Annotated in this window: 14 protein-coding genes; 4 read left to right on the top strand and 10 right to left on the bottom strand. The window is 61.5% G+C overall.

Annotated features, from left to right (window positions below; genetic code table 11):
- Nucleotides 1-424 precede the first annotated feature (424 nt).
- Complete coding sequence (locus tag GL300_RS25560; RefSeq protein ID WP_155042497.1) at nt 425-769, bottom strand: hypothetical protein; 345 nt, start codon at nt 767-769, stop codon at nt 425-427.
- Nucleotides 770-1,037: 268 nt separating this feature from the next.
- On the opposite strand from GL300_RS25560, the gene GL300_RS25555 reads away from it, so the two are divergent.
- The 4 genes from GL300_RS25555 to GL300_RS25540 all read left to right on the top strand — a co-directional run bounded on the left by GL300_RS25555 (nt 1,038) and on the right by GL300_RS25540 (nt 4,100).
- A complete protein-coding gene (locus tag GL300_RS25555) occupies nt 1,038-1,763 on the top strand; it encodes a hypothetical protein (RefSeq protein ID WP_155042496.1) in 726 nt (241 codons plus the stop codon).
- Between the two features lie 19 nt (nt 1,764-1,782).
- On the top strand, nt 1,783-2,070 hold the full coding sequence (locus GL300_RS25550) for a hypothetical protein (RefSeq protein WP_155042495.1): 288 nt from the start codon (nt 1,783-1,785) through the stop codon (nt 2,068-2,070).
- A gap of 1,392 nt (nt 2,071-3,462) precedes the next feature.
- Entirely contained in the window at nt 3,463-3,696 is a 234-nt protein-coding gene (locus GL300_RS25545) for a type II toxin-antitoxin system Phd/YefM family antitoxin (protein WP_155042494.1), read from the top strand.
- Entirely contained in the window at nt 3,693-4,100 is a 408-nt protein-coding gene (locus GL300_RS25540; protein WP_155042493.1) for a type II toxin-antitoxin system VapC family toxin, read from the top strand. The genes GL300_RS25545 and GL300_RS25540 overlap by 4 nt, the downstream gene beginning before the upstream one ends.
- Nucleotides 4,101-5,716: 1,616 nt before the next feature.
- On the opposite strand, the gene GL300_RS25535 is transcribed toward GL300_RS25540, so the two are convergent.
- The 9 genes from GL300_RS25535 to GL300_RS25495 form a co-directional block, all read right to left on the bottom strand.
- Complete coding sequence (locus GL300_RS25535) at nt 5,717-6,454, bottom strand: type I-E CRISPR-associated protein Cas6/Cse3/CasE (protein ID WP_155042492.1); 738 nt, start codon at nt 6,452-6,454, stop codon at nt 5,717-5,719.
- The gene (cas5e, locus tag GL300_RS25530; RefSeq protein WP_155042491.1) at nt 6,451-7,113 is read right to left on the bottom strand and encodes a type I-E CRISPR-associated protein Cas5/CasD; all 663 of its coding nucleotides are present in this window, start codon (nt 7,111-7,113) and stop codon (nt 6,451-6,453) included. The genes GL300_RS25535 and cas5e overlap by 4 nt, the downstream gene beginning before the upstream one ends.
- Complete coding sequence (gene cas7e / locus GL300_RS25525) at nt 7,110-8,246, bottom strand: type I-E CRISPR-associated protein Cas7/Cse4/CasC (RefSeq protein ID WP_155042490.1); 1,137 nt, start codon at nt 8,244-8,246, stop codon at nt 7,110-7,112. Before cas7e ends, cas5e begins: the two co-directional genes overlap by 4 nt.
- Nucleotides 8,239-8,733 (bottom strand): type I-E CRISPR-associated protein Cse2/CasB, encoded by a 495-nt coding sequence (gene casB, locus GL300_RS25520; RefSeq protein WP_170297815.1) that lies wholly within the window; start codon nt 8,731-8,733, stop codon nt 8,239-8,241. The genes cas7e and casB overlap by 8 nt, the downstream gene beginning before the upstream one ends.
- Nucleotides 8,720-10,234 (bottom strand): CRISPR-associated protein Cse1, encoded by a 1,515-nt coding sequence (locus GL300_RS25515; protein WP_155042488.1) that lies wholly within the window; start codon nt 10,232-10,234, stop codon nt 8,720-8,722. The genes casB and GL300_RS25515 overlap by 14 nt, the downstream gene beginning before the upstream one ends.
- Nucleotides 10,227-12,770 (bottom strand): CRISPR-associated helicase Cas3', encoded by a 2,544-nt coding sequence (gene cas3, locus GL300_RS25510; RefSeq protein ID WP_155042487.1) that lies wholly within the window; start codon nt 12,768-12,770, stop codon nt 10,227-10,229. Before cas3 ends, GL300_RS25515 begins: the two co-directional genes overlap by 8 nt.
- A 435-nt stretch (nt 12,771-13,205) precedes the next feature.
- Complete coding sequence (locus GL300_RS25505; RefSeq protein ID WP_155042486.1) at nt 13,206-13,901, bottom strand: DUF7662 domain-containing protein; 696 nt, start codon at nt 13,899-13,901, stop codon at nt 13,206-13,208.
- Nucleotides 13,902-14,255: 354 nt separating this feature from the next.
- Complete coding sequence (locus tag GL300_RS26530) at nt 14,256-14,798, bottom strand: hypothetical protein (protein WP_211595404.1); 543 nt, start codon at nt 14,796-14,798, stop codon at nt 14,256-14,258.
- Nucleotides 14,799-14,831: 33 nt separating this feature from the next.
- A complete protein-coding gene (locus GL300_RS25495; protein ID WP_155042485.1) occupies nt 14,832-15,143 on the bottom strand; it encodes a hypothetical protein in 312 nt (103 codons plus the stop codon).
- Nucleotides 15,144-15,709 lie beyond the last annotated feature (566 nt).

The following is a 15,709-nucleotide window of genomic DNA, read 5'->3' as shown; positions in this document are numbered from 1 at the left end:
AGAAAAGAGACCATCCAGAACCGCCGCTTGAACCATCAGCGTCAGGCGGCATAATCTCAAACCGGTGCGCCAGGACCCTCTCGTCCAAAATCAGGCCGCCTGTTCCAAATCATTCGACGACGGACAGAAGATAGCGGTGAGCATGAGGGAATATCCTTGGGCGCCATTCGGGAGGATCGGAACCTCCGCCTTTGTTTTTCAAATGCCGACCAGGCGAGCGTCGAAAAATTCGGCGCCCGCCCAGCTTGAAGGGTCGACCAGATCGGAAAAGAAATCGTAAACACGCTACTCGGAATAGTTGTAGCGTAGCCCGTATCACGGGTGATGTATGTGCGCCAGCGCATAGTCCTGCGGCGCCTAACTGATCAATCCCCGATTGATGCAGCTCTGCGACTGCGGTGCTGCTGGCGCACCATGGGATCCGCTATTTGACCGTGATGGAAATCGGATCCCCGAAGAGTTCGATCTTTTCCTTGCCGGGTCGCTCTGCGACGAAGATGGCCTCATAGACGGGAGTCATGCCGCCGCAGGAACCGCTCTTGCGCACGCCCTGTTTGCCGTATTGGATATGCCCGGTCTTGAATTGCACGGGCTTCATCTTGGATTTCGCGGGCAGACTGCCGCAATCTCCCCGGAGCCCGTGAACCACCATCGCCTGACCGACCTGCAATTGAACGGTCTTGCGGTAGGGGACGACATTCTGCCCTTGAGCCATGGCGCTCGCGGCGAGAAGAACAGCTGCCGCAGATATTCCGATGAGGGTCCGCATTTAATACACTCCACCATGAGAAACACCGACATGGTGGGATTTTGCCAGGGCTGCAGACGGACCGCATGACCCATTTGGGTTAGATTTCGATGAGAGGGCTGGAAATCGGGCAGCAGACAGTTCTGGTTTGTCTTCGTCGCAACCCTTGGATCTATCTGGATGATATGGTGCGTGGGGCGATCCAAAAAAACGATTCCACCAGGCGTGGCATTCTCGAGGGCAGGTCATGATTATCAGGCTATGGCGTCTTTGGCGGAGCCTTCGCTTCATGGACAAGGTTGCCCGGTCGATGGGGGTTAATCCTGCCATCCACAAGGCGGCCCTGACCGAGGCCGGGGTCGATTATCGCTATTATATGGAGCTGGCCAGAGCGGGGAATGTGCGGGAAGAGGACTACGCCGCAATTGGCTTCCTGCAGGTCCGCAGTGCCGGCTCGGGTGCTGCAAAAATTCTCGAACGTTTTCCCGAGCAGCTCGAAATCCATGAATATCTCATCGACCTTGAGCGATTTGCGAAGAGTGCAAGCGCGCAGGGGTCAATCGTCCAGGAAATCGTGCAGAGGAACTGGTCGATCGAACCCAGTTCTGAACCTAAACCCTCGGACCAAAGCACCAAGGCACTCATCGCGGAACTGATCCGTCACCAGATGATCCTGAGCGGTGTTTCTGACGCCAGGTCGCAGCTCCTGGCGAGCCCCTATTTCGCAGGCTACCACATCTATTTCTGCTTTGAGGGCACGAACAGGTTGCTGGTTGGTGCAGAGGAAAAAGACCGCTCTCGCGCCCATATCACGAAGCTGGTCACGGCCGAGCTGATCGGGGGGGACCTCGATGAGGCGAAGCGTTTTTGTGATCAGCTCGTCACAGCGCATCGAGATCTACCGGGTTACGTCGATGGGCGCATGGATGCCGGGCAGGATTGGAAGGAATGGGTGGCGTCTTCGGGAAAGAAAGTTCCGTTGCGACTGGCGGAATTCCTTTCGCGAAGCGAGTGATGCTCTTCAGGACCGGGTCTTGGCATTCGGTATCACGGATTGGATTTCCGATATGCGTCACAAGCTATTCTTGCTCATCCCGCTGCTTCTCTCTGCCTGTATTTTCGATGACCGATACGCTGCAGAGGTTGGCTATTTCGAGGGTGAGGATATCCGTTGGGAGGTTTGGGGTGACTTTGAAACTCTCGAGGACTGCCAGGACGCGGCAATCACGCGCTACAACTTCTACGCGGCCGATAAGCGTGCGCAATCCTGGTCCTGCCTGAAGAAGAACTCGGATGGTGGATATGAGAGTCGGCATAGGTGATGGTCTTGGAGGGTGGCGCTGTCAGATCGCGGTCGCGCTGCCATGGCCGCGCATTGCCTATCCCCAGGATCGGGGTGAGACCTCGATAGCGCGGCAGATCCAAGTCTATCCCCGCAACCTCGGGGGAAATTGCCGATCAGCGCAATCCAAGGATACCTCAGTGGTCTATCCCCGTATCTGCGGGGCAATCGTCTTGCACGAGTGGGTCTTCCTCGCGCTGTCAGGCACTGAGTGCATCAGCAGGTTACGCCAGGTGTGGGGTAATGGCCAGATGGCCGGAGGGGGGATCCCGGCAGTCCTTGGCACTCCCCATAAGGGCCGGGGAGCGCCGAGGTGGCCGAGGTGAGGGCGGCGCGGATGGGTCTGTCCCCGCGCATGCGGGGGAATATTGGCGCTCTGGTGCCGTGCGACGAGACCGACAGGCCTATCCCCGTGCACACGGGGGAACCCAAGCGTGGCTGGATGGGTCGTTTTTCGACTGGGGCCTATCCCCGCGCATGTGGGGAGCCATCCGCGACCTCGCCCTTCGTATCCTTGCCCAGGGCCTATCCCCGCGCATGCGGGGGAACCCAGTCGGGCCGTCTCGATGCGGTCATCGAGAGGGGCCTATCCCGCGCATGCAGGGGAGCCCGAGCACCCTGACGGAGATCAGCTTCTTGGGGGGGGCCTATTCCCGCGCATGCGGGGGAACCATAGGCCGCGCAGGCGCCATATTGATACCAGGGGGGGCTATCCCCACGCATGCGGGGGAACCATGCGATCCTCGGCCTGCCCGGTGTCGCCCGGGGGTCTATCCCCGCGCATGCGGGGGAACCTACATCGAGATTGCGTTTACGACCAGCGGATCGGGTCTATCCCCGCGCATGCGGGGGAACCTATTTGCGCCGGGTGATGACGCGCTTGGGGCCGGGTCTATCCCCGCGCATTCGGGGGAACCTCTCCCAACTAACTCACTGAATATCCTACAATGTCAAAAAGCAAGAGGAGAGCCACACTACAGCTGTTCCCGTTTCGCGTGCATCACCGGGAAGCCGGGGTGTCGGCTGTAAGCGGCTGGCAGATGTCAGCCCCCCCATCCGAGCACTGGGCCGCTATCAGTATGCCTTCCGCTCGGAGCCTATCCCCGCGGGTGCGGGGGAGCCTTTTGGAATTAGAAGTGACTGGGATGGCGCGTGGGTCTATCCCCGCGGGTGCGGGGGAACCTATGCGCCCGTCCTTTCGGTTTCACGCGCCCAGGGTCTATGCCCGCTTGAGCGGGGTAATCAAAAATCGGTGCAGCATCGAGGGCTACCGTCGAACAGCGCCGCTCGCACCGCATAGATGCGCTTGTAGCAACCTTGATGCAAGCTGGGCTTTAGCCTATATCATTACAAACCCATCTGGAGAGCTGCGATGGTGCAGATGAATGTTGCCGAGGCCCGTGCGAAGCTGTCTCAGCTGCTGGCAGCGGTTGACGCTGGCGAGGAAGTAGTGATCGCGCGCGATGGGGTTCCTGCGGCGCGCCTTGTCCCGGTTATGCACTGTGGAGTTCGTTTGGGCTTGCTGGAAGGGGCCGTTGATCCAAATACGATCCCGGACTTCATGGAACCGATGAGTGAGGATGAGCTGTCGGAGTGGGATTCTTGACGAGCGTCCTGATTGATACGCATGTGTTGGCGTGGTCCCTGATCGCGCCGGTTCGCTTGCCGCAAGAGGTCAGGAGCCTGCTGGTGAGCGGCGCAATGGTCTATGTTCCACCATGCTCTCTTCACGAGATCACAACCAAGGTTCGTGGTGGAAAATGGGATGCGATGATCCCCTATGCGGACCGGCTCGATGGGCTTTGCATGTCTCAGGGCTTCCACATTGCCCCTTACACCGCAAGGATGGCGATGAGATCCGGGTCGATGGACTGGATGCACCGCGACCCTTTCGATCGGATGATCGCAGCGACGGCGATTGAGATGGCATGTCCGCTGATCTCCACTGATAACGCATTTGATGAGCTGGCCGGCCTTCCGGAATGGCGAGGGCGTGTTTGGGGGCGCTGAGCGCAAATCCGGAAAGCGGAATGTCCCCTGAAGGGCGGTTGCTTGGACGGGATCCTGTCGCTGCAAGCGTCGGGCACCTGGAGGCGGGTCGTAACGGCTGATGTGTAGAAGGGGCTATCCCCGCGGGTGCGGGGGAACCAAGAAAAGTCTTTTTCTTGATGGGAAGTCAGCGGGCCTATCCCCGCGCGTGCGGGGGACCCAAAGTATCGCTGGCAGAAATGTTTTCCACAGTGGCCTATCCCCGCACATGCGGGGAACCCCCTCGGTAAAAAGCTTCGCGACCAGGGCCGCAGGCCTATCCCCGCGCATGCGGGGGAATCTCGCTTATCCAAGTCAATGCTGAGGGCGTCGCGGGCCTATCCCCGCCACCGCGGGGTAATACTTCATTTCCGGCAATTCAGGGATAACTCACTGGTCTATCCCCGCTCATGCGGGGGGCTCAATCATCGGGGCAAGCACGCTCGCGGTTGGGGGACTATCCCCACATGTGCGGGGGCCATCCTGCGCGGCTGCTCGTAGCGGTTCACCGAGAACCATCACGCAGAGGCTAAGACATCTATCGCGCCTATCGCAAGATCTCGGAGATGGGCCATCTCAATATGCATGGGAGAGCTGTCGGAAAGCTATGAGGGCTTCTTTTACTGCAGGCCTATCCACGCCCAGACGGGAAAACCCGAGTGGCAGGATTTACGAAGAAAAGTGGCATGGGCCTATCCCCGCCACCGCGGGGTAATACTTCATTTCCGGCAATTCAGGGATAACTCACTGGTCTATCCCCGCGCAGGCGGGGGAGTTTTAACTCGGCTGGGGACCAGTCGCTTTCCCGGGGTCTATCCCCGTGCAGGCGGGGGGAACGACAAAGAGGCTGGTGACCGCCGACTAGATCGTGGCCTATCCCCACTTCCGCGGGGCAAAGCTGGCAGAGAGCCAGTGACCGGGCATGTAGGTGGGCCTATCCCCGCTCAAGCGGGGAAGCCGTGGTCGTGATCGTATGATAACGGTTCTCCACAGGCCTATCCCCGCGCATGCGGGGGGAAACCTCAATGTAAGGATCGGTTGCGCCCACGGATAGGGTCTATCCCCGCGCATGCGGGGGAACCTCCGATCTGATGGGGATCTCGCCTGACAGGAAGGGTCTATCCCCGCGCATGCGGGGAATCCGTATCTGCCTCGAATTGTGCATCTGATCGCAGGGGGCAATCCCCACACAAGCGGGGAACCCAAAGTATCGCTGGCAGAAGTGTAATCCACAGGGGCCTATCCCCGCGCACACGGGGGAACCGTTCCGGTTCACGCGGTGCTGTCAACGCTGATGGGCCTATCCCCGCGCACACGGGGGAACCTTCGCCTGTTTCCTTGCAGGACTGCGCGTCAGGGGCCTATCCCCGCGCACACGGGGGAACCGCTCTGTTCCCGCGTGTTCGCCATGCCGCCGAGGGCCTATCCCCGCGCACACGGAGGAACCTCTCGTAATCAACTTATTGATTTTCCAACAATGTCAAAAAGCAAGAGGAGAGCCGCATCGCGGCTCTTGCCGTATTACGCGAAGATTGACCCGTCTCAGCTCATTTGGTCAACTCACCATCATCGTCGAAATCCGATCGCCGCCCACTACCTCAACGGCTTCGCTGCGGCGGCCGCAAGAGCAGCATCCCATAGCCATAGGTGCGATGGCGGCCGATGCCTCGGGCCAGCATTTCCGAAAACGCCAGCGGATCGGTCACCGTCAGCGTCCCGTGCACGACCGCATCCGGACCCTCAAGTTTCTTCCCGTTTCGACGAACCTGCAGGCGGGAGAAGCTGGCTAGACGGGTGGCGGTGAGGTCGAGCTCAGCTGCGGGTGCCAGGCGCTCCGATAGCCATTCGATATAGCGCGCCTCGCGGGTCACCTGCGTGCCGCGCAGCCTGGATGCGAGAAAGGCATCGATCTCGGCACCTTTGGAAATGCTGATCTCCTTGCCACTCTCATCCTGGCCGGTCAAAGGCTCGCCGAGCCGGACCACCGGCCGGAGCCGGATATCGAAACCGAGGCGCTGGCCGACCGACCAGCTCTCCCCGGCGCGGGGAAGGCTGCGCATCCGGTCAAGACTGACCACCTCGGCATTGGCGGGAGTAAGTGTGGCCATGGCCGATAGCCGAAGCCCATCTGCCTCGTCCGCGGCATAGGCATAGAGCGTGCCGTCTTGCGCGCGTGGGGCGACCATGAGCCGGAATGGCTGAAGCACGGCCGGTCCGAAGGTTTCCCCCAGGAGATGGTGCAGGATCAACCCTTCGTCTGCCGGGATTTTCCGCGCGCCCGCCCAGAGATGCAGCGCCCGGATGGACAACGGCATTTCGATCAGATGCACATTCATGACAGAACTCCCTCACAGACCCGGCGGCTGCCAGCATGCAGGCCACTGACCCAGTTGCGCAGATCCGCAATATCGCGACCGGGCTCCTCGCCCGTCATCGGCCAGAGCGCCCGCCCGGGAATACCAAGGGCCAGCAGGGCCGCGCGCGCGTTCTCACCCTCGACCCAGCCCGCAAAAATCGGGGTGGATGGGAGGCACGGTTTCCGACCGATAAAGAGCGGGCGGGCCGGGCGCTCCAGGGCATCGGCGATGTCTTTCGCCCCAGGGCCGTCGCCGGCCAGGAGGCGGACGACCACATGGCAGTCGTGATCGGCAAGGTAGTCCCGGCGACGCCGATGCGGACTGTCATAGGTTGCGCCGGCGCGTCCTTCCGGCTGACCCCAGGTCGTCCAGCCCCGATCGTTCGCCTCGAGCTTGGCGTTCTGGCTGTCGGTCAGCAACCGGCCTTGGACGGCGATCAGCGCGCCGAATTCGAGCCGGTCCTGCAGGCCTTGATGCAGATCACCCTGTTCGCGGCGCCAGCCGAGGGCATTGGCGAAAAGACCCGTCAGCCCAGAGGCTGACGGAAAATCGCGTGTCGGGCCGACCTGGTCGATGGTCACGCCACCAAAGGACATCAAGGGCGCTGCGAGGCGCAGGTGAAGCCAACGGTTGCTCATGCAGCTGGCTCAGCTTCTTTGGCGGCGCGGCCACGCGCAAAGCTCGCGAGCTCGGCAAGGCTGCCACGTTCCGCTCCAGGGATGTCGGCATTGCTCAGAGTCATGACGCGGCGGTCCTCACCCGTGGCATAGGCGGCGTCGAGCGACGCGAGATGTTCAGCAAGCTTGCCGATGGCCATGGAAGTATTGGCAGCGCATTTCTCACGGAAGGCTTCCGCCAGCGAGCGCGGCTGCCGGTCACCCGCTTCGACCAACATGAACGAGGCACGCGAATATGGCGCGGTCGAGCCCAGCTTCGCACCGGGGGAGACCTCGGCGATCAGGTAGATGAGGTTGTGAAGAACCTCTCCGGCCAGGTCCGCGTCACCTCCAAGGTTGTCGATGAGGCCGCGAAGGTCGACCACGACATAGCCGTAATAGAGCCCTGAGGTCAGTTCCGTTTCCTGGATCGTATCGGCGCCCATATCCTCGTCGCGGGCGAGATCGTCGGCCGCGATGAAATAGTCGCTTTCCGACTCTTCCGCGTGAACGGTGAAGGCATGGGCGACATGAACCGGCGCCTCGATATTGGCCTTGGGATCGGAGGTGACCATCCGCCCGAACAGGGCACCTGTCAGGCCACCGGGCAGTTTGGCACCCTCGCTGAGGGCTTTCAGATTGGCCTTATGCGCCTTGTGCCATACCTTTGCCAGTTCGGCGGAGGTTTTGGGATCCCCCGCGGCATCGATGACCAGACGCTTGGCTTCCGCCTCGAGGTAATCGACTTCGACAGCGCCGAGAAGCAGGGTCTGGCGCGATTTCTTGTCGACGCCCTTATCCCCATAGATTGCGGTCAGCATGGCCTCGCGGATCGGCTTGAGCACCGCCACATCATGGGCTTGCGACCAATCGCCGAACACCTTGCGGTCGATCGTGTCGCGCGACCGGTAGGCCAGGTCGGATCCGGCAATCCTGTGAAGGGAATGGGGGTCATCTGCAAGCCGCCAATGACGCTTCAGGCATTGCGAGGAAATCCGGGTGCGCAGGCTGCCGCCATAAGGGAGGCGCTTGGCGAGACCGGAATCGTCGCGGTTCAAAAGCGCAGCTGCATAGGGCGCCAGGAAGTGGATCTGCAGGAAACGGGGTTCAGTCATTTTCAAGCTCCTCGGGCATCTGTTTGGCAAATTGACGGTAGTAGGTTCGGGCAAGCCTGCTGGTTTCGTCAGGCCAGAGGATCGCATTGGCGAGGTCCGTGACATCGAGACCTTTTCCTGTCCGTGCCAGCATGCGGATGGCGCGTTCCAGCGCGTCATCGCGTGTCGCTCCCCTGGCTGCCAGAAGGCGGGCGAAACGCTGCTCGCTGAGTTTGGCATCGGCAAGAGCGGCGCCAAGGGGGCGGCCGTCGTCATGGATGGAGATATCCCGACCGGCCGGTGTCATCAGTGCGACCATGCGCGTGAATCTCAGCCACATGGCTTCCTGCGACTGTGGTAGCTCGAGCCGCGCTGCCTGACGCCAGAAGAGCGGCGACCCGGCCGCATCCATGCGTCGCGCCTCGGCCTTCTCGCCTGGGGTTGTCGCGGCCAGGGCCGCGGCAATCGACAGGGCGCGCCGCGCGGTTTTGTTTTCAGGGTCGGCCATCGGCATCCTCCGGGTCATTCAGCTTTCGCATTGCGGCGTGGAGCCCACGCTCCAATGCCTGGCGCCCACGCGCCTCTGCCCGCGGCCGCATGAGCGTGGAGCAGGGAATGCCGGGGCTGGCGCGTTGAAACTCGTTGCGTGCGATCATCGCCAATTCCTCAAGGAATTCTCGTCTGAGAGGGGCAAAGCCGTCATCATCGGTAACCTCCATCCTTTTCCAGAGTTCGGGGAAGAACAGCTCATCCGCCTTCCGGCGAAGGGCCTCGCAGGCGGGCCTGCTGCGTTGGTAATTTTGCTTGTCCAGCTTGCCTGAGCTGCCGCGAGCAGCGACCGTGGCCAGACCATTGCGCAATGCCAGGTCGATCGATGCGATATCGGCCAGGAGCCCGCTTGCAACCGGTCTGGGCTGGGCTCCAAACATTTTCCTGACCATCGCCATCGGGACCGGCACGATGCGGGACTTGAACCCGTCGGTCTTGGAATTGCCGCGCGCAAAAGCTTCGGCCACGAGCAGCATGGGCTCGTTCGCTTCGGCCGCATGATGCTGTGCAAGGGGAGGAGCGACCCATTCCGGCTTGTCGCTGAAGAGTAGTCGCACCAGCAGTTCATGCGTCCAGTTCTGGTCACCAAGGGTAAGGCTCTTACCCTCGGCAATATTCAGCGGGGCCCACGGATCCCCGGTATTGCCCTTGGCATCTTTCCCGGAAATCCGCGCAGCCTTGGATGTGCTGCGTTGGGCGGTCAGCCTGCCCTCGGTTTCGACAAGACGGATCCGACGACAAACCTCGATGAACTGCGGGTCCAGCGCAGTGAGATCCAGCATGCTGCCTTCAGGCCACGGCTCCTGCCAGATCAGGCATTTGCCGGTGACCCCTTTGCGGGTCTCAAGCAACCTGGACACGTCTCTTGCCCACCAGGCCGAAGGGTCGATGTCCGAGGCACCTTTCCGCGCTGGCGCGAGCCCCATGAGAACCCGGGAGGAAGAGCCGCCATTCATCCTGGCGATACCGTAATTCCCGGCGCCGCCAAACCCTTCCATCGTCTGGAGGCTGACCAGTGCAAAGATCCAGTCCTGCGGCTCAGCATTCCTTGCGATCTCGCGTTTGATGTCGTGGTTGCGCGAGGTGATCAACATATCCAGCGCGTCAGGGGTGGCGACGTCCTGCCATTTCAGACCCCCAGGATCTGCCGGCTGCAGGAAGGCCGGCCGGTCAGGGCTGGTCGCGACCAGATGCCACGCTTCATCATCAGGAAAGTCCGGGGTCAGGCCCCGCAATGCCGCGCGCCAGCCATCTTCCTCGAGCGGCAGATCCCGCCGTTTCGCGGTATCCAGCGCCATCACCGAAAGCTGGACCAGAAACATGTGCCATGCCGGTCGCTGATGGGGCCTGAGGGCAGGGAAAGCCTGCACCTCGCCTCGCGCCATTGCCGCGAGAAGGCCCGGCAAGCTCTGCCGGCCGGCATTGGTCTCGATTAGCGGTTCATGCAGCAGATCAAGCATTGTCAGACCCTTTTCGTTGGAGCCCTTCCGGACCGTAGGTGAATGCCTTGTCGAGAACGGAGATCATCATCTCCGGGGTGCGGAATACCTCAGCCACCTCTTCCCCTGTAAGGCCGCGGGACCAAAGGGCGGGCAGGGCAAGACGACGGATGGGTGCGCCGAAGACGCCGATCGTGCCGCTCGGCAATTCGATGATGGCGCCCTGTTCGCCGAGCCGGGTGCGGATATCTTCATCAGCCGGGAAACAGTTCACGCGGCCGCCGGGGGAGACCATGGGAGCGCTGCGATCGAGCAGGCGAAGCCCGGCTGTCTGCATCTCGGCCGTGGCCTTGCCCATGACACTTTGGCGATAGCTCTGCCACCCCCTGGCCTCGGCCAGCAGGTCAAGCGCATCGGGATGGGTCGCCGCCTCGACGAGTTGCCGGTTCATCCGCGGGATTTCCCATCGCGGATGGGTCTGGATCTGATCGAGCGTGGCCTGGAGGCCGGGCACATCGACATAAATCCCCGAGAGGTCCGGGCCGCCGGGATAGGCACCCAGGCCGTTTTCGGCTCTGCGCGTCAAGGCATCGAGGCCGTCTTCGGGGCAGAGCACGATGCATTGCGGCTCGGAGAAACCTTCAGGACGTGGCCGCTTGTGACGATGCAGCCGCCCGATCCGCTGCAGCAGCACATCCATCGGGCAGAGATCGGTGATCAGGATGTCGGCGCAGAGATCGAGGGATTGCTCGAGCGTCTGCGTGCCAATGACAACGCGGCCGCCCAAGGGGCTGTCCTTGCCGATCGCCGCCTCGACAGCGTGATCGAGAAGCGCGCGGTCCTCCGCGGCAAAGCGGCTGTGGTGAAGGGTGGGGATGCCGTTGACGGCGAGGAGGAGTTCCGGCGCCACGGCCCTGCAGGCGTTGAAGGTCTCCTGGGCTCGGGAGACGGTGTTGCGGATCACCAGAATGCGCGCGCCCCGCCTTGCCGCGTCGAGCGCCAGATTGGCCGCTTCACGGGCCGACCAGCCGTCATGAGACCGGACCGAGACCGACTTACCCGATTCCGGCTCGGCGGCGATGGGTTGCAGGCCGCAGGACGTCCAGACGGCCGGGTAGGGGAGGTTGCTGTCACTCGCGAGATCGGCAGGCGCTTCGCGCCGCCAACGCCGGCGTGCGGCGGCACCCAGTGTTGCCGACATCAGGAGCACATGACCGCCAAGCGCCAGGTGGCTTTCGACCATCGCCAGCTGCGTCTCGGTCATGTAGGGGTCGGAAGCGTGGACCTCGTCGATCACGAGAAGCGCGCGGGAGAGAGCCGCGCCGCGCAGATGGGCGAACTTGACCTGCAGCCCACCCAGGGCCATCTGGTCCACCGTCCCGACAGCGACGCGTGCCGCCAGATAGCGCGCGGAATGCTCCGCGGCCCAGCGGGCCGGCTTGCTCAGCCCGTCATCCCAAAGGTATTTGAAGTCGGGCAGTCTCCGCCCGCGGACTTCTCCGGCAATGGCCTGGCCGGGAATGGCGAGGACGGCCTCCGGCGGCTCTTTGAACATGCGCTTCAACGCATCGTTGATCCGGCCATGGATCTGGCGCGCCGCCGCCCGCGTCGGCACTGCAAAGTAAAGCGCATCAACCTCGCCCGCCTCCAGCAATGCGGACAGCCGCCAGAGTGCGGCCTCGGTCTTTCCCGATCCGGTCTCGGATTCGAGAAGCACCAGCCGCTCGCTCACCGGCAACCGACCCACAGCTTCCTGAGCCGGACGTGGTGACGGATGATCTGAAATCATCCCCCAACCCGCGGGGCCGCGGAGGGCCGGACTTGCACCGAGTTCGATCTCGGCGACGCGCCCGGCGGCCCGCGCTTGCGCGAGCTCCCAGTATCCGGGCGTGAACTCGGGCACGAAAGGGAAGGCACTCCGATCAGAGCCGACCCAGTCGGCCAATGTCAGCAGACCCGCGAAAAAATGAAGAAATGCAGGTTCGGCGGGCGGTAGGCTGTTGGACCGGATCTCCGGGAACCAGGCCAGCAATGCCTGTCCCAGAACGGCCTCTTCGGCCTCCCAGTCATACCCATCGAGAGCGGGGAATGCTTTCCTTGCCAGGCCATTCTCAGGCATCTGCACGGGTTGACCGTGATGGCTGAAGATCGCCGCCAGCCATTCTTCCGGACGCGTTTCCGCCCCGCGGAAAAGCTGCGCCGCAGCACCTGCCAATGCATCGGGTCGCGGAAGATTTGTCCAGAGCCAGCCGCATTCAAGATGCCCACGCAACAAGAGGCCATGCCCCTCCGGCCAGGCCTTCGCCTGGAAGCCCGGCGCGAGCTTTCCGATGTCATGGAGAAAGGCCAGAGCACCCAGGCAGACCGTCTCGGCATCGGTCAGTTCCCGCCCGAGGGCTGCGTTTGCTCGGGCCCGCCAATGTGGCTCGCGAAGCAGGGCGATGAGGACAGCTGCAACGTCGGCGCAGTGATGGGCGAGATGATGCGTCTCTGCGCCTCCGGCGGCAGATTTGCCCCAGGCATTGCGGCTTCGAGTGAGCGGCGAGTCAGTAGCCAACGTGAGATATCAGTGAATATCTTCATCATGTTTACCTTCTCCATGAGCGCGCAGCAATATTTTTTTCATCTGCATGTGGGTCGGCGATAATGAGAAGGATGAAATGTGTTCGGGACACCGCAGCAGCGGCTGCCCCTCGCGGTGGTAATGCCTGGCTCGGGATGCTATTATCCTGCGGATCCGGGGTCATTTGACCACTTCGGCGACATTGAGGAGGATGCGAGACATGGGTCATCAAGCCGCAATGTTCGGAATGACGGTCACAGCATTCATTGCCGGCCTTTTCTACGCCCGTCACCTCGGGACCAGTGGGATCTCGTTGCCACACCGTCGGCCGCGGCGCCAATAGACCCGATGCGTGACGAGCTAGTCTGAATCGACTTGCAGCGCGCTGATGGACGGGTTGGTTAATTTCGGAACCAAGGCCGCGCCATGCTAGCGGTTCAGCGACTCGATCTCGGTCGCGTCATCGGCGACGATCGCCGCCTGCTCGAAGAGCCGACGCACCGCCTTGCTGCTGAGGTTCGCTTCTGTGGGCTTAGGGCCATGGGTCAGGCCGCCGATCTCGGTGATAATGTCGACCTCGATCCTGCCACCACCTGAGATGTGCTCGAGCATGAGTGCCTTGAGCCGCAGGTTGGTTGCCTGTGTCGAACCAGGCTGGCGGTAAAAGCCAAAGCGGTTGCGCAGGTTGGCGCTCTCCCCGATATAGCATCGGTGGCCTGTTCCGCCTGAAAACCTGAAGCGGTAAATCCCGGCGGCCACCGGTGCCTGTGGGAAAGCCAACTTGCCTAGAGCGGAAACCGCGATCTCGCCCGCGGCGACCCATGAGGCGTTGAGCGAAACGTGGAAGCCAGTCCGGAAGACCGCCCGGACCGCCGGCTGATCCACCCTCGTGAAGCTCACCTCCTCCATCTCGAGCGAGAGGTCCTCAGCCCGAAATCCGGCTTGCAGCCAGGAGGCGGAATGTCTCTTCCCGCCTTGATCGTTATTGCCCCACCAGGCCGAATATTGCCTTGCGCTGGGAGGCAGGGCGCGCTCGATGATCTCTTCGATATCCGAGAATTTCATCCTGACGCTGGGCACGCTCAACGTGGAAAGTCGTCCCTGCAAAGGGGTATAGACGCTCAATTGACGCTCCGGATCGGGTTCCGCCGGGGATGATGCCTGACTGCTTCCGGGAAGAAAGGGAAAAATTGGGTGTGGAGTGGCCAGTGTGAAACTGAAAAACGAGAAAGAGAGAAAAAGGACTCTGAAAAGAGGGAATGGCCATGAAGCCCTCTTCTCGTGAGTCTTCCTGAATTAGTCCGAGTTGACCACTCTCTGTCTGCGCCCTGCCGTCAGGCGGGTTATCCTATGACCGTCCGGGAGGTTAAGCCCGGGTAGGGTCGCGGTATGTTAGATGTGCGGACGTTGCGGTTGTTAGCTGCGCAGGCGCCGCAAAACGAAGATAGATAGTCCGCGCAACTCGGCTTCTAGCCAGGTTCAATTTAAGCTCTGGAAATGGCCTTGGCCGTCAAAGAAGCAGTTGAAGAAGGTCGAGCCGCGCGTGCCGTCGAACCAGCCCTGTGAAACGTAGCGATTACCCACCTTGAAGGCCGAATTCACGGTCAGATCGGCCGGCCGGACGTTGAAATGGCTTGCAGCCTCGCCCCTGCAGAAACGCGACATCTCGGACGTGGTCATGGCAAGCTTGGGTGCGACCGGCTCCTGCACCTTGCGGCCCTGCCGCTGATGCGCATTCACTTGGCAGATGCCGTTCGCACCTCCCTTGGTATATGAGACGGCAAGGCTGTTGTCGGGATTGACGCTAATCGAGACGGTGATGTGGTCCCTGACAGCCTCGTAGTAATTCGCGTTGAACCGATGCAGCTTAGCTTCGTTGCCGTTCAGGTAAACGGGACCGCCCGCGTCGGAATGCACCTCAATATGGCTCGGACAAGTTGCATTGAAAAAGGGAATGTCGGCGAGGGCCGGGGTGACAGCTCCAAGCACGAGAAGAGCTGCAATCATCAAGTGTTTCGTCATCTTGATCTCCTATTCAAACTTGTTCGTTTTCGTTCATGGTTGGCTGATAGCTAACGCGGCCAGTAGCGTGAGCATGATTGCCAGCGCGGCAAAAGCCGGGATCAGGAACGCGTCACGCAATCGAAGCGGGCAAAACAAGCCAGTTCGGCCTGGGCCTGCAGAAGCGGCCAGCGCGAAGAGGGGCAGGGCAGGAAAAAGGATGCTGGTTATGGGGGCGGGAAATCCCAACACCACCGGACCGCCAATTAACAATGCAAGCCCCAAGGCAAGCCCGGCAAGGATCAGTCCCCAGCCGGTCGGTGCGATTGCGTCGTTTTGCAGCGGGAGTTTCTCAACATCGATCATGGGCTCCAACACACTGGGATCGGCGACGCATACAGCATCTTTCAGTATCGAGCCTGATCAATCCTGTGGCCCTGAAGTTACCCCTGTAGGTCGTAATCCGTCCAGTGCTTGACCGCCTGTCGCTCAATCTATCAGATTCAAGTCAAAGCAAAATGACCCACAGGTCACGTCATGTCGAACAACTCCGCAATGTTAGTTTTAATCATTTCCGCCGTCGTGCTGGCCTTGATCATGTCTCATCTCGCCGTGTCCGAATGACCCGCGATCTGCCGCACCAGTTCCCTGGATGCGTTAAGGCGCAATCCCCGGCGCTGGTGGCCGCAAGATAGCGACACGAAGCCCGTCGGTAATACGGACGAAGCGGACCTTTGATGATAGAGAAAAATCGAATTTACTTGCACCGCGCAGAGGCTCTGATGATGTGACCGCCCCCCGACGGCATCGGTGTGCCAAGGTGGGTCTGCGAGGATCCACACAGGAGAGCGGTCATGTCGGAGATTATCACGGTCGGGCTCGATCTGGCGAAGCATGTGTTTCAGGCTCATGGGGCTGATGTCTCCGGTCGT

The organism is Paracoccus litorisediminis, from assembly GCF_009711205.1.
Taxonomy (GTDB): Bacteria; Pseudomonadota; Alphaproteobacteria; order Rhodobacterales; family Rhodobacteraceae; genus Paracoccus; species Paracoccus litorisediminis.
The sequence above is the reverse complement of the archived record's forward strand: the minus strand, read 5'-3'. Positions and strand labels throughout refer to the sequence as shown.

Bases quoted from the DNA above. Each gene is read 5' to 3' on its own strand.
- GL300_RS25560 (WP_155042497.1), bottom strand. From the start codon at position 769: ATGCGGACCCTCATCGGAATATCTGCGGCAGCTGTTCTTCTCGCCGCG.
- GL300_RS25555 (WP_155042496.1), top strand. From the start codon at position 1,038: ATGGACAAGGTTGCCCGGTCGATGGGGGTTAATCCTGCCATCCACAAG.
- GL300_RS25545 (WP_155042494.1), top strand. From the start codon at position 3,463: ATGGTGCAGATGAATGTTGCCGAGGCCCGTGCGAAGCTGTCTCAGCTG.
- GL300_RS25535 (WP_155042492.1), bottom strand. From the start codon at position 6,454: ATGAATGTGCATCTGATCGAAATGCCGTTGTCCATCCGGGCGCTGCAT.
- cas5e (WP_155042491.1), bottom strand. From the start codon at position 7,113: ATGAGCAACCGTTGGCTTCACCTGCGCCTCGCAGCGCCCTTGATGTCC.
- cas7e (WP_155042490.1), bottom strand. From the start codon at position 8,246: ATGACTGAACCCCGTTTCCTGCAGATCCACTTCCTGGCGCCCTATGCA.
- casB (WP_170297815.1), bottom strand. From the start codon at position 8,733: ATGGCCGACCCTGAAAACAAAACCGCGCGGCGCGCCCTGTCGATTGCC.
- GL300_RS25515 (WP_155042488.1), bottom strand. From the start codon at position 10,234: ATGCTTGATCTGCTGCATGAACCGCTAATCGAGACCAATGCCGGCCGG.
- GL300_RS26530 (WP_211595404.1), bottom strand. From the start codon at position 14,798: ATGACGAAACACTTGATGATTGCAGCTCTTCTCGTGCTTGGAGCTGTC.
- GL300_RS25495 (WP_155042485.1), bottom strand. From the start codon at position 15,143: ATGATCGATGTTGAGAAACTCCCGCTGCAAAACGACGCAATCGCACCG.